The 13,745-nt window shown below is 69.7% G+C and carries 13 protein-coding genes; 9 read left to right on the plus strand and 4 right to left on the minus strand.

From position 1 onward, the window contains the following. Window positions 1–77: 77 nt before the first annotated feature. Genes ON30_RS34445 through ON30_RS34465 form a run of 5 tightly spaced genes read left to right on the plus strand, consistent with a single transcriptional unit; the run spans window position 78 to window position 5,092 of the window. A complete protein-coding gene (locus ON30_RS34445; protein WP_051030425.1) occupies window positions 78–1,658 on the plus strand; it encodes an AMP-binding protein in 1,581 nt (526 codons plus the stop codon). A gap of 11 nt (window positions 1,659–1,669) precedes the next feature. Next, complete coding sequence (locus tag ON30_RS34450; RefSeq protein WP_040714539.1) at window positions 1,670–2,866, plus strand: amidohydrolase family protein; 1,197 nt, start codon at window positions 1,670–1,672, stop codon at window positions 2,864–2,866. Beyond that, on the plus strand, window positions 2,863–4,296 hold the full coding sequence (locus ON30_RS34455; RefSeq protein ID WP_040714541.1) for a FadD3 family acyl-CoA ligase: 1,434 nt from the start codon (window positions 2,863–2,865) through the stop codon (window positions 4,294–4,296). Before ON30_RS34450 ends, ON30_RS34455 begins: the two co-directional genes overlap by 4 nt. Next, a complete protein-coding gene (locus ON30_RS34460; RefSeq protein WP_040714542.1) occupies window positions 4,293–4,754 on the plus strand; it encodes a MaoC family dehydratase in 462 nt (153 codons plus the stop codon). Before ON30_RS34455 ends, ON30_RS34460 begins: the two co-directional genes overlap by 4 nt. A 29-nt stretch (window positions 4,755–4,783) precedes the next feature. Next, window positions 4,784–5,092, plus strand: coding sequence for a DUF4286 family protein (locus ON30_RS34465; RefSeq protein ID WP_040714543.1), 309 nt, complete (start codon window positions 4,784–4,786; stop codon window positions 5,090–5,092). Window positions 5,093–5,188: 96 nt separating this feature from the next. Here the strand turns inward: ON30_RS34465 and ON30_RS34470 are convergent, their stop codons facing one another. From ON30_RS34470 to ON30_RS34485, 4 genes are read right to left on the minus strand one after another with little or no spacing between them, the layout of a single operon-like run. After that, on the minus strand, window positions 5,189–6,349 hold the full coding sequence (locus ON30_RS34470; protein WP_040714545.1) for a thiolase C-terminal domain-containing protein: 1,161 nt from the start codon (window positions 6,347–6,349) through the stop codon (window positions 5,189–5,191). Then, entirely contained in the window at window positions 6,346–7,569 is a 1,224-nt protein-coding gene (locus tag ON30_RS34475; RefSeq protein WP_051030426.1) for an OB-fold domain-containing protein, read from the minus strand. The genes ON30_RS34470 and ON30_RS34475 overlap by 4 nt, the downstream gene beginning before the upstream one ends. A 17-nt stretch (window positions 7,570–7,586) precedes the next feature. After that, on the minus strand, window positions 7,587–8,819 hold the full coding sequence (locus ON30_RS34480) for a CaiB/BaiF CoA transferase family protein (RefSeq protein ID WP_040714546.1): 1,233 nt from the start codon (window positions 8,817–8,819) through the stop codon (window positions 7,587–7,589). Beyond that, the gene (locus ON30_RS34485) at window positions 8,816–10,282 is read right to left on the minus strand and encodes an aldehyde dehydrogenase family protein (RefSeq protein ID WP_040714548.1); all 1,467 of its coding nucleotides are present in this window, start codon (window positions 10,280–10,282) and stop codon (window positions 8,816–8,818) included. Before ON30_RS34485 ends, ON30_RS34480 begins: the two co-directional genes overlap by 4 nt. Window positions 10,283–10,473: 191 nt before the next feature. On the opposite strand from ON30_RS34485, the gene ON30_RS34490 reads away from it, so the two are divergent. From ON30_RS34490 to ON30_RS34505, 4 genes are read left to right on the plus strand one after another with little or no spacing between them, the layout of a single operon-like run. Beyond that, entirely contained in the window at window positions 10,474–11,217 is a 744-nt protein-coding gene (locus ON30_RS34490) for an SDR family NAD(P)-dependent oxidoreductase (RefSeq protein WP_245554340.1), read from the plus strand. 28 nt (window positions 11,218–11,245) lie between these two features. Next, window positions 11,246–12,106: a mycofactocin-coupled SDR family oxidoreductase gene (locus ON30_RS34495; protein WP_040714550.1), complete on the plus strand. Its 861-nt coding sequence runs from the start codon at window positions 11,246–11,248 to the stop codon at window positions 12,104–12,106. A 12-nt stretch (window positions 12,107–12,118) separates the two neighbouring features. Then, a complete protein-coding gene (locus ON30_RS34500) occupies window positions 12,119–12,313 on the plus strand; it encodes a ferredoxin (RefSeq protein ID WP_040714551.1) in 195 nt (64 codons plus the stop codon). 6 nt (window positions 12,314–12,319) lie between these two features. Then, on the plus strand, window positions 12,320–13,675 hold the full coding sequence (locus ON30_RS34505; RefSeq protein WP_040714552.1) for a cytochrome P450: 1,356 nt from the start codon (window positions 12,320–12,322) through the stop codon (window positions 13,673–13,675). The last annotated feature ends 70 nt before the right edge of the window (window positions 13,676–13,745 follow it).

Genomic DNA, 13,745 nt, shown 5'->3' on the forward strand with positions numbered 1-13,745 from the left:
AAATGTGCTTCTCTCGAAATGAGAACGTTCTTACGTCGCGGTGTGTCCCGTCGGCCGCACCGGAGAAGGGGCCGACGATGCGCACGATTCCTCCCGCCCTGGCGGAACACTACCGACGGGAGGGGTGGTGGACCTCCGAGACCATCGGCGACATGCTCGCCGGCGGGCTCGCGGCCGCCCCCAACACCCCGTTCCAGGTGCACTCCACCGTGCGCCCGTGGTCGGGCACCTTCGGCGAGGTCGAGACGGTGGCGCGGCGACTGGCGGCCGGACTGCGCCGCCGCGGCGTCGGACCGGGCGACGTCATCGCCTTCCAACTGCCGAACTGGATGGAAGCCGCGGCGGTCTTCTGGGCCTCGGCGCTGCTCGGGGCCACCACGGTCCCGGTCGTGCACTTCTACGGACACCGCGAACTCACCTACATCCTCGACGCGGTGCGACCGCGCGTGTTCGTCACCGCGGAGCGCTTCGGGACCAGTGAGTTCCCCGCCGAGACCTACGCGCGGGTGCCGATCACGGGCGTGGTCGGCCGGGATTTCGAGGACTTGCTCGACGAGACCCCGATGCCGGGGGTGCTGCCCGTGGACGCCGCGCGAGCGGCCCTGATCGCGTTCACCTCCGGCACCACCCGCGCGCCCAAAGGCGTCGTGCACAGCCACCAGACCCTCGGCAACGAGACCCGCCAGTTGGCGAGCACCTATCCGCGCGACCGCGGCCACCAACTCACCGCGGCCCCGGTCGGACATTTCATCGGCATGGTCAACGCGTTCCTGATCCCGGTGCTCGACGGTCAGCCGATCCACCTGATCGACGTGTGGGATCCCGCGCGGGTGCTGGCGCTGATGCTCAGCCACGACGTCACCGTCGGCGGCGGCGTGCCCTACTACGTGACCAGCCTGCTCGAACATCCCGACCACACCCCCGCCCACCTCGCGCGGATGCGCTACGCCGGACTCGGCGGCTCGAGCGTGCCCGCGGCGATCACCACCCGCCTGGCCGGGCACGGCATCACCGTCTTCCGCTCCTACGGCAGCACCGAACACCCCTCGATCACGGGCTCGCCGCACACCGCCCCCGAGGACAAGCGCCTGTTCACCGACGGCCGGGCCCGCACCGGCGTCGAGATCAGACTCGCGCCCGACGGCGAAATCCTCAGTCGCGGACCGGATCTGTGCCTGGGCTACACCGACGAGGAGTTGACCGCGACCGCCTTCGACGCCGAAGGCTGGTACCACACCGGTGATATCGGCGTCCTGGACGAGGACGGCTACCTGACGATCACCGACCGCAAATCCGATGTCATCATCCGCGGCGGGGAGAACATCAGCGCCCTCGAGGTCGAGGAGGTGCTGCTCACGTTGGCGGGGGTGGCCGAGGCGATCGCGGTCGCGGTGCCCGACGAGAGCCTGGGCGAACGGGCCGCGGCGGTGCTGCGCCTACTGCCCGGCGCACAGGCGCCGACGCTGGAACAGCTGCGCGAGCACTTCGCCGCGGCGGGACTGGCCAAGCAGAAGTGGCCCGAGCAGATCCACGTCGTGGCCGACTTCCCGCGCACCCCCAGCGGCAAGATCCAGAAATTCGTGGTCCGCCGCGAGTTGCGCGCGGGCACGGCATTGCCACCCGACAGTCGAGAGAATACGATTCTCACTAGACGATAAGGAGAATTCCTATGACGAAGATCGACCTTCCGTACCAGCTCTTCGACGCGGACAACCACCTCTACGAGAGCAAGGACGCGCTGACCCGGCACCTGCCCGAGCAGTACTCGAAGGCCATCCAGTACATCGAGATCAACGGCCGCACCAAGATCGCCATCCTCGGCCAGATCAGCGAGTACATCCCCAACCCCACCTTCGAGGTGGTGGCCCGCCCCGGCGCGATGGAGGAGTACTTCAAGCACGGCAACCCCGAGGGCAAGAGCCGCCGCGAGATCTTCGGCGAGCCGATGCGCGCCATCGACGCCTTTCGCGATCCGGTCGCGCGCCTGCAGGTCATGGACGACCTCCAGTTGCACCGGTCGCTGATGTTCCCGACCCTGGCCAGCCTGGTCGAGGAGCGCATGCGCCACCACCCCGAACTCATCCACGCGGTGATCAGCTCGCTCAACAAGTGGATGCTCGAAACCTGGGGCCAGGACGGCGCTTTCGTGCACTCCGACCGGATCTTCACCGTCCCGGTCATCACGCTGCCGATCGTCGAGCGCGCCATCGACGAATTGAACTGGGCCGTGGTCGAACACGGTGCCAAGGCGATCCTGGTGCGCCCCGCGCCGGTCCCGGGCCTGCGCGGTATGCGCTCGTTCGCCCAGCCCGAATTCGATCCGTTCTGGAAGCGGGTCGTCGAACTCGACGTGCTGGTCACCATGCACTCCTCCGACAGCGGCTACCAGCGCTTCGACGCCGAGTGGGACGGCAACAGCCTGGAGATGCTGCCGTTCCAGACCAACACCTTCGCGATGGTCAACCAGTGGCGCCCCGTCAGCGACGCGGTCGCCTCCTGGGTGTGCCACGGTGCGCTGAACCGGTTCCCGGAGTTGAAGATCGCGGTCATCGAGAACGGCTGCGCCTGGCTGGAACCGCTGCTGCAGCAGTTGACCGACGTGTTCAAGAAGGCGCCGGAGGGCTTCGGTTTCCGCAACCCGATCGAGGCCATCAAGCAGAGCCTCTACGTCAGCCCGTTCTGGGAAGAGGATCTCGACCGACTCTCCAGCGTCATCGGCGCGGACCACGTGCTCTTCGGCTCGGACTGGCCGCATCCGGAGGGCCTGGCCGAACCCGCGCGCTACATCAACGAGATCAAGGACATGCCCCTGGAGAACCAGGCCGGGATCATGGGCGGCAACCTCGCGAGGCTGCTGAAGGTATGACCTGGGACACGATCCCGCAGATGGTGCTCAGCGCGGCCGACCGCTTCGGCGATGCCGAAGCGGTCGTCGACGGCGATCTGCGGTGGAGCTTCACCGAACTCGTCGACCGGGTGCGGGTCGCCGCGGGCGCCTACGCCGGTCTCGGGATCGAGCGCGGCGACCGCGTCGCGCTGTGGGCGCCCAACAGCGCCGAGTGGATCGTGGCGGCCTTCGGCCTGCTCACCGCGGGCGGGGTACTGGTGCCGGTGAACACCCGGTTCAAGGCCGAGGAGGCGGGCGAGGTCATCCGGCGCAGCGGCGCGAAGGCCGTGCTGGTGCAGCAGGGTTTCCTCGGGACCGACTACAGCGGTGTCGCCGAGGTGCCGGTGCTCGACCTGAAGTCGGAATTCCTCACCGCCGCCAACCCTTTCGAACGGCCGGTGGACGGCGAGGACATCGCCGACATCGTGTTCACTTCCGGCACCACCGGCCGCCCCAAGGGCGTGCTGATGAACCACCGGCAGACCTTGCGGCTCTACACCGAATGGTGCGACCTGGCGGGGTTGCGACAAGGCGACCGGTACCTGCTGGTCAACCCGTTCTTCCACACCTTCGGCTACAAGGCCGGTCTGGTCGCCTCGCTGGTGCGCGGGGCGACGATGTTGCCGGTGCCCGTCTTCGACGTGGACGCGGTGCTGGATCTGGTGGAACGCGAACGGGTGACGATGCTGCCGGGACCGCCGACGCTCTACCATTCGCTGCTCGAGGCCGCGGGTGAGCGCGACCTGTCCTCGCTGCGCAACGCGGTCACCGGCTCGGCCGACATCCCGGTGGAGCTGATCCGCCGGGTGCGCGAGGAACTGCCGTTCGAGTCGATCATGACCGGTTACGGGCTCACCGAGGCGGGCACGGCCACGGCCTCGCGGCCCGGCGACAGTTTCGAGCAGATCGCGACCACCGTCGGCAAGCCGTGCGACGGCGTGCAGATCGACCTGGCCGCGGACGGCGAGGTGCTGGTGCGCGGATACACCGTCATGCAGGGCTATCTCGACGATCCGGAGGCCACCGCCGCCGCGATCGACGCCGACGGGTGGCTGCACACCGGCGATCTGGGCGAACTCGATCCCGACGGGCGGTTGCGCATCGTCGGGCGCAAGAAGGACATGTTCATCGTCGGCGGCTTCAACGCCTACCCGGCCGAGATCGAGGGCTTCCTGCTCGAACATCCGGCGGTGGCCCAGGTCGCCGTGATCGGGGTGCCCGACGAGCGACTCGGGCAGGTGGGGCGCGCGTTCGTCGTCACCAAAGGCCCGGTGTCCGAACAGGAACTGATCGCCTGGAGCCGCGAACGCATGGCAGGCTACAAGGTGCCGCGCACGGTGCGTTTCCTGGCCACACTGCCGCTCAACGCGACCGGCAAAGTGGCCAAGGACCAGTTGGACGCCGCATGAACGCGGTACGCGAATTCGCCGACTTCGACGCCCTGCGCGCCGCGGTCGGCGCCGAACTCGGCGCGAGCGAATGGATCGAGATCGACCAGGCGCGCATCGACCTGTTCGCGCGGGCGACCGGTGACCACCAGTGGATCCACGTCGACCCCGTGCGGGCCGCCGACGGCCCGTACGGGCGCACCATCGCGCACGGCTTCCTGACCTTGGCCCTGCTCGCGCCGATCGCCCAGCAGCTGATGACGGTGCGGGCGGCGCGCTCGGCGATCAACTACGGCCTGGACCGGGTGCGCTTCCCGAGTCCGGTCCCGGTCGGCAGCCGGGTGCGCGGCACGATCGCGCTGAGCGCCGTCGACGAGGTCCCCGGCGGCGTGCAGGTCCGCCGCACCGTCACCATCGCGGCCGAAGGGGCCGACCGTCCGGCGTGCGTGGCCGAGCACCTCGTGCGCTATCTGGCCTGAGACCGAACACCCGACAGGAGAGAACACCGATGGCACAACGACTGCTGGTCTTCGCGACCCCGCGCGCGGGAGCCGAAGAGGAATACGAGAAGTGGTACTCCGAGGTCCACATCCCCGAGATGTTGGAGATCCCCGGTGTCGTCTCCGCCGAATGGCACCGCCTGGTGCGCGGCGGACCCGATGACGAGAGTCACCTGTCGGTCTTCGTCCTGGCCGCCGACGCGGAGGCGACCGCCGTGCTGGGCGAGTTGCGCGCGCGTTCCACCGACGGCCGCATGACCATGTCCCCCGCCGTCGACCCGACGCACACCAAGATCACGGTGTACGAAGCCCTCTGATCCGGCAAGCCACCGCAGACACTTCGGCGCCCGCCTTCGCGGCGGGCGCCGAAGTGCTGTGTCGGGGACCGCTGCGATCCCGCGAGATCGGCGGACTCAGCGTCCGGAGCCTTCGAGGATCGTGACCGCCGAGACGGCCGTGGGTCCGCCGAGGTTGTGCGCCAGCCCGATCCGCGCGCCGTCGACCTGGTTGACCGCCGTGCCGCGCAACTGCTCGAACAACTCCACGCACTGGGCCACCCCGGTCGCACCGGGCGGATGCCCCTTGGACTTGAGACCGCCGCTGGGATTGACCGGCAGCGCGCCGCCGACCTCGGTCACACCCGCCTCCAGCAGCTTCCAGCCCTCGAAACGGTCGGCGAAACCGAGATCCTCGTAGCTCATCAGCTCGATGCCGGTGAAATAGTCGTGCACTTCGGCCACGTCGATGTCGGCCGGGTCGAGGCCGGCCATGTCGAAGGCGCGCTTGGCCGCGCGCACGGTCGCGGGGAAGGTGGTCAGATCGGGCCGGTGCTGATGCATCACCGTGTCCAGGCCGAGGCCGACACCGCGCACCCACACCGGGGCGTCGGTGTAGCGGTCCACCACGTCCTCGGCGGCCAGGATCAGCGCCGCGGCGCCGTCGCTCTGCGGCACGCAGTCGTAGACGCCGAACGGGTCGGCCACGATCGGGGCGGCCAGCGCCTGTTCGACGGTGATCTCGAAACGCAGGCGCGCCTTGGGATTGCGCGCGCCGTGCCGATGGTTCTTCACCGCGACCATCGCCAGATGCTCACGGGTGGCCCGGGATTCGTGCAGATACCGGTTGACGTGCAGCGCGAAACCGGCGGGCGCGAACAGGCCGAGTTGGTAATCCCAGGCCCGGTGGCGCGTCATCGCCTCCCACTCGCGCAGCATGTCCTTCTCGGCGGTCTCGCGCAGTTTGTCCGCGCCGATCACCAACGCCACGTCGACCGCGCCGGAGGCGATGGCGTAGAGGGCGTTGCGGACCGCGTCGTTGCCGGTGGCGCAGGAGTTCTCGATATGGGTGACGGGTAGGTCGGGCATGCCGAGCGAATCGGCGAGCACCCCGGCCGGGAACCCGTCGGTGGTGCGCAGGGCGCCGAACCAGGCGGCCTGGATCTCGGCGGTGCGCATCCCCTTGTCCACCGTGGCCACACAGTCGGCGAAGGCCATCGGCAGCAGGTCCTGCACGCCGAGGGCGAAGTGTTCGGCGAACGGGGTCATGCCCGCGCCGACGACGGCGACTCTTCTCATGCCGCTTCCTCTCCGTTCGCGCCGTCGGCCGCCTGCGGGCCGGGTACCAGGCCGTCGGTGTCCGGTTCGAAGGCGTAGCCGTAGTCGGGCACGCCCGAGCGGACCGCCCCGCGCCGCAACACCATTCGGCCGCGGGTCCCGATGCGGGCCGTGCCCGCGTCGGCTCCGGTGACCCGCGCCAGCGCACGCACACCGACGCCGTCGAGTTCCACGATCACCAGCGTGTAGGGGCTTTCCAGACCGGGCACGGGCAACCGGACCGTGGTCTGGGTGTAGACCGTTCCGGTGCGCGGCAGCGGCACCAAGGTGTAGTCGGTAGCCAGCGTCCCGTCGGGGCCCAGGCGGTAGCGGGGCGGGAAGTCGAGGTCGTCGCTGCCCGCGAAACGGCCCGCCTCCCAGCGCACTTTGGCCTCGAACGCGCGATCGTAGGCGGCCAGCGACAACGGCAGGTCGTCGCCGGGTTCGTACACGGTCTCGGGCAGTTCGCGGGCGGCGGGCTCGACCCGGGCCACGCCGACCGGCCCCGCGCTCACGGTGACACCGGACAGGCTGGCCTGTTCGACGCCGACCAGCAGGCCCGCGGTCTCCCATTCGGCCATCGCGGCCAGCGCGAACAGCGCGGAGGACGCGCCCGTGGTCGGCACCCGGGGCGGGGAGGTCCGGCACAGGGCCGTGGCCTGGTCGTGGTCCACCCCGGCGACCGCGACGGGAGTGTCGAGCCAGGCCGCCGACAGCGAGGCGACCAGTCCGCGTTCGCGCAGCAACCGAGGGTCGCCGTAGTCGTGCACACCGGTGGCATTGCGGGTGCGCACCGGCAGACTGCGCGAGACCCTGGCGGTGGTGCGGACCTGGAGGCCGCCGTGTTCGCCGACCCAGGCCGCCGCCGCGCCCGCGGGCTCGAGGTCGACGCCGATCACCAGGGTGCGCGGCCGCGCCGAACTGAGCGCGTCCAGCGTGGCGGGCGCGCCGCCGAGTCGTTCGACGACCTCGAGTTCGGGATCGAGGCCCAGGCCCGCCAGCAGGACCGCGGCGTTGGCGCTGTCGACCAACGGCAGTTCCCGGCTGACCAGCACCACCCGTTCCACCGGTTCACCGCCGCCGAGCGCGGCTCGGCCCGCCTCCACCGCCAAGGTGACGGCGTCCTCGTCGGGTCCGGCCACGCGACTGTGGCGCGCGCCCCAGCACGGCAGGTAGGTGCCCATGGCGGTGACGTGCGGCATCGCTCGTCCTTCCGGTGTCAGGAGACCGCGCCCGCGGTCTTCAACTCGATGACCCGATCCCAGTCCAGTCCCAGTTCGAGCAGGATCTCCTCGGTCTGGGCGGCGAATTCCGGACCGGGGCGCAGTCGCGGCGCGGTCACGTCGAATTGCACCGGGCTGGAGACCAGTTCGAGCTCGCCCGCGGGCAGCACGTACTCGTTGGCGCGGATCTGGGAATCGGCGAGCACCTGCTGGGAGTCCTGCACGGGCGCCCAGGGTCCCGCCAGTCCGGTGAAGCGTTCGCTCCACTCGGCCAGCGTGCGCGCGCCGATCGCCTCGCGCAGGATCGCCACCGCCTCGGCGGTGTGCTCGGCGATGGCGGCCGCGTCGGCGAAGCGCGGGTCCTCGGCCAGTTCCGGGCGGTCCAGGTGCCGGACCACGTCGGCCCAGAACTTGCCGGGCTGCAACATGACCAGCGACAGGTAGCGTCCGTCGGCGGTCTCGTACAGCCCCGAGAGCGGATTGGTGGGCGCGCCGTGCGCGCCCGGCTTCGGCGCGACCATCGGCTGCTTCTGCTGGGCCGAGAGCGCGACGGTGTGCCCCATCGACCACAGCCCGCTGCCGAGCAGCGAGACGTCGACCACCGAGGTCTCCCCGGTGCGTTCGCGTTTGAGCAGCGCCGCCGCGATGCCGCCCGCGAGGTTGGTCCCGGAGATGGTGTCGCCGAAGGCCGGGCCGGGCGGTTGGATCATGCCGGGTGTCCCGGGCGGGGTGATGGTGGCGGCGATGCCGCCGCGGCACCAGAACGCGGTCATGTCGTAGCCGCCGCGGTCGGATTCGGCGCCGCGCGGCCCGAGCGCACTGCCCCTGGCGTAGACGATGGCCGGGTTCACGGCGCGGATGTCGTCGAGGTCGATGCCGAATTTGGCGCGGGCCCCCGGTAGGAAGCTGGTCAGGAACACGTCCGCGGTCCTGGCCAACTCGTGCACCACCGCGCGCCCTTCCGGCACGGACATGTCGACGCCGATGCTGCGCTTGCCCCGATTGGCGTGCTCCACATTGGGATTCGGATCGCCCTCGACGGTGAACGGGCCGACCCGGCGCAGTCCGCGCTGCGGGTCGCCGGTCACCGCGTGCTCGACCTTGATCACGTCGGCGCCCCAGTCGGCCAGCACCGCGCCCGCCGAGGGCACGAAACCGTACATGGCGACCTCGAGCACACGGATGCCGGCGAGCGGGCCGCTCACAGTGTCACCCTGCGGGCCGCTCATGCGATCACCTCGGCCAAGGTCTTGGACTCCAGGAACTCCTCGAGTCCCGCGCGGCCCATCTCACGTCCGATACCGGACTGTTTGAAGCCGCCGAAGGGCGCGTCGGGGTGGAAGTAGCTGCCCCCGTTGATGCTGAAGGTGCCGGTGCGCACCCGCCGGGCGATCGCCCTGGCCCGGTCGGCGTCCGCGCCGAACACCGCGCCCGACAGACCGTAGACGGAGTTGTTGGCGATGCGGACCGCGTCCTCGTCGTCGGTGTAGGGGATCAGCGCCAGGACGGGGCCGAAGACCTCCTCCTGGGCGATCTCGCTGTCGGGGTCGACGTTCGCGAGCAGCGTGGGCGCGTAGAAGAAGCCGGGGTCGAGCTTCTCGCCGCCGGTGACCAGCGTCGCGCCCGCCTCGACCGCCCGGCGCACCATGCCGTGCACCTTCTCCCGCTGGCGTTCGCTGATGAGCGGGCCCATGTAGGTCGTGGGTTCGTTGGGGTCGCCGTGCTTGACGTGGGCGAAGTTCGCCGCGATCAGTTGCGCGACCTGGTCGTGCTGGGCCTCGGGCACCAGCACGCGGGTGGTCAGCGCGCAACCCTGGCCCGCGTGGGTGACGATGGTGAAGGCCGCGAAGGTCGCCGCGGTGGTGAAGTCGGCGTCGTCGAGCAGGATCATCGCGGATTTGCCGCCCAGTTCCAGGAAGACGCGCTTGAGGGTGCCCGCCGCGGCGGCCATGATCTCGCGGCCGACCGGCGTGGACCCGGTGAAGGTCACCACGTCGACGTCGGGATGGGTGGTCATGCGCTTGCCGACCTCGATGTCGGAGGAGCTGAGCACGTTGACCACGCCGGCCGGGATGTCGGTGTGCTCGGCGATGATCTCGCCCAGCGCCAGGGTGGACAGCGGGGTGTCGGGCGCGCCCTTGAGCACGACGGCGCAGCCCGCGGCCAGCGCGGGCGACAGTTTCGCCAGCGCCAACTGGTGCGGGTAGTTGTAGGCCGCGATGGCGCTGACGACGCCCGCCGCCTCCTTCTCCACCCACCGCGCGTGCTGCTTGCCGCGTACCTCCACCGGGCCCAGGTCCTCGGTGAAGGAGTAGCCCTCGAGCAGATCGGCGTAGTAGCGCACGATCTCGATGGGCGTCTCGAGCTGGTTGCCCTGGGTGAGCACGCGGGTCGCGCCGACTTCGGCGATGGTGAGCGCGCGCAACTGCTCGACGTTGTCGCGCAGGGCCTGGTGCAACTGGCGCAGGCAGTGCACCCGGAACTGCGTGTTCGTCGCCCAGTCGGTGGTGTCGAAGGCGCGGCGGGCGGCGGCGACGGCCGCGTCCACCTCCGCCACGCCCGCTTCGGGCGCGTATCCGTAGTGCTCGCCGGTCGCGGGATCCAGGGAGGCCAGCGTCCGCCCGGTCTCCACCAGCTGCCCGTCGATCAGCAGCCGCCGCGCCACCGTCACCGCTTGTTCCTGCGTTGACATCCCCGTCTCCTCGCTGAGTCCTACCTCGTCGCGGAAATCACATTCTCACTTGTCGAGAATGATACATTCGGTCGAGCGCACTGTAGCAACAACGCGAGAACCACACCAGGTTCGTTTCCGCCCGCTACCGCTGCTCTTGTCAACGTCAAAGCCTGAGAGTACGGTTCTCACATCTGTAAAGGGAGATTCTTGTGTTGCAGACGACAGAGGACGAGGCGGCCTCGCGCGGACGCACGGCGGTGGTCACCGGCGGCGCGTCGGGCATCGGCCGCGGCATCGTCGACCGGCTGCGCGCCGAGGGCTACCGGGTCGCTGTCCTGGACCTGAACCCGCCCGACGACGACCCGCACGCCCACCGCGCCGACGTCACCGACCCCGACCAGGTCGCCGCCGCGCTCGACGCCGTGCGCGCCGACCTCGGCCCGATCACCATCCTGGTCAACTCGGCCGGACTCGAGGGCTTCGAGCGGTTCGCCAAGATCTCCTTCGACGTCTGGCAGCGGGTCGTCGAGGTCAACCTGCACGGCGTCTTCCACTGCGTGCAAGCGGTGCTGCCGGACATGGTGAACGCCAAATGGGGCCGCATCGTGAACATCTCGTCCTCGAGTACCCATTCCGGACAGCCGTTCATGGCCCACTACGTCGCCGCCAAATCCGCGGTCAACGGGCTCACCAAAGCACTGGCCCTGGAACTGGGCCCCTCGGGCATCACCGTCAACGCCGTGCCGCCCGGCTTCATCGACACCCCCATGCTGCGCAAGAACGAACAGGCCCGCCGCCTCGGCGGCACGGTCGAGGACCACATCCAGCGCACCCCGGTCCGCCGGATCGGCCTGCCCGCCGACATCGCGGCCGCCTGCGCCTTCCTGATCTCCGAGGACGCCGGCTACATCACCGGCCAGATCCTCGGCGTCAACGGCGGACGCAACACCTGAGCACGAAACCCGAACGAGAGGAACCACCGTGGGACGCGTAGAGGGCAAGGTCGCCTTCGTCACCGGAGCGGCGCGCGGCCAAGGCCGCAGCCACGCCGTCCGGTTGGCGGAGGAGGGCGCCGACATCATCGCCGTCGACATCTGCCGCGACATCGACACCATCGGCTACTCGCTGGCCACCCCCGAGGATCTCGAGGAGACCGCGCGACTGGTGGAGAAGGCGGGCCGCCGGGTGATCGCCGAACAGGGCGACGTCCGCGACGCCGCCCGCCTGCGCGAGGTGATCGCGCGCGGCGTCACCGAATTCGGGCGTCTCGACATCGTCATCGCCCAGGCCGGCATCGCGGGCATGAAGGGTCAGCCGCAGTGGCAGGCGTGGTCCGATGTCATCGACACCAACCTCATCGGCGTCATCAACACCATCCAGGCCGCGCTGCCGCACCTGACCGAAGGGGCCTCCATCATCGCGACCGGTTCGGTCGCCGCGCTGATGGACATCGCCAAGGTCGACCAGCCGGGTCGCGACCCGGGCGGGGTGGCCTACGTGGTGGCCAAGCGTGGCCTCTCGCAGTACGTGCACCACCTGGCCCTGCACCTGGCGCCGCAGAAGATCCGCGCCAACGTCATCCACCCGACCAACTGCGACACCCCGATGTTGCAGAGCGAGCCGATGTACCGCTCGTTCCGCCCGGATCTGCCGAATCCCACCAGGGCCGACGCCGAACCGGCCTTCGTCGTCCAGCAGGCCATGCCCGTGCCGTTCGTCGATCCCGGCGACATCAGCGCGGCCGTGCTGTTCCTGGCCTCGGAGGAGGCGCGTTTCATCACCGGCACCCAGCTGCGCGTGGACGCGGGCGGCTACCTGAAGTGGTACGACTACCACATCTGAGAGGAAGATCCCGTGAAGGTCCACGTCGACCAGCAGCGCTGCCAGGGACACACCCTGTGCGCCATGATCGCGCCGGAGTCGTTCGCGCTCAGTGACATCGACGGCCACTCCACCCCGGTCGCGGACTCGGTTCCCGCCGACGCGCGGGATCGGGTGCGCGAAGCGGCGCACTCCTGCCCCGAGCGCGCGATCTCCATCGACGAGTAGGCAGAGATGACAGTCGAGAACCACGACACCGCACGCCGACAGCCGCAGTTCCACTTCGACCGCTACGCCCCGGAGTACCGGGAACGGTTCCAGGACATCACCGAGCAGATGCAGCAGCAGTGCCCGATGGCCTGGACCGACACCTACGACGGCCACTGGGTGGCGGCGGGCAATCGCGAGGTCTTCGAGCTCGCGCGCTGCCCGCACGTCTCCAACGACAACGATCCGCACGGCGTCCGCAAGGGCTACCAGGGCATTTCGATCCCGCCGCCGAACCGGGCGCGCGGCATCCGCGGCGGCATCCTGGAGATGGACGAGCCCGAACACCGCGAACTGCGCTCGGTGCTCAACCCGTACCTGTCCCCCGCGGCCGTGAAACGGTGGATTCCGTTCATCGACGAGGTGGTGCGGGCCGCGATCGACGAGCACATCGAGTCGGGGCGCATCGATTTCGTCGACGACCTGGCCAATGTGGTGCCCGCCGTACTCACCCTGGGCATGCTCGGCGTCCCGTTGGCCAAGTGGACCATCTACAACGAACCGGTGCACGCGGCGGTCTACACCCCGCCCGACTCCCCGGACTATCCCCGGGTCGCCGAGATGCACCGCACCATGGGCATCGACCTGCTCACCAATCTGGCCGAGATCCGGCAGAATCCGCGCCCCGGGCTGATCCACGCGGTCGCGGGCGCGCAGGTCAACGGCGAGCCGCTGCCGGACATGGAGATCCTGGGCATGCTCAGCCTGCTCATCGGCGGCGGCTTCGACACCACCACCGCGCTCACCGCGCACGCGCTGGAATGGCTGTCCGAACATCCCGAACAGCGCGCGACGCTGAGTTTCGACCGGGACTTGCTGCTCGACTCGGCCACCGAGGAGTTCCTGCGGTTCTACACGCCCGCGCCCGGCGACGGCCGCACCATCGACGCCGACTGCACGGTGGCGGGCACCGAATTCAAGGAGGGCGAGCGTGTCTGGCTGTCCTGGGCGATGGCCAATCGCGACCCGGCGGTCTTCGAGGACCCGCAGACCATCGTGCTGGATCGCAAAGGCAACCGGCACTACAGCTTCGGACTCGGCATCCACCGCTGCATCGGCTCCAACGTGGCCAGGACCGTGTTCAAGCGGATGCTGGTGGCCGTCTTCGACCGGATGCCCGACTTCCGGGCCATTCCGGAACAGACCGTGCACTACGACACGATCGCGGTGATCCAAGGGATGCGGCACCTGCCCGCGACCTTCACCCCCGGCAAGCGGCTCGGTCCCGGACTCGAGGACACCTTGGCGAAGTTGCAGAAGGTCGTCGACGAGCAGCGGCTGGCCGAACCGGTCACCGTCAATCGCGAGACCGCCGAGATCTGATCGCCCACAGTTTCTTTCGACCGGGGGACGCGCTTCGTGCGCGGCCCTCGGTCGCCGACTCCGGGAGGAC

This window comes from Nocardia takedensis NBRC 100417 (assembly GCF_000308695.1).
Lineage (GTDB): Bacteria > Actinomycetota > Actinomycetes > Mycobacteriales > Mycobacteriaceae > Nocardia > Nocardia takedensis.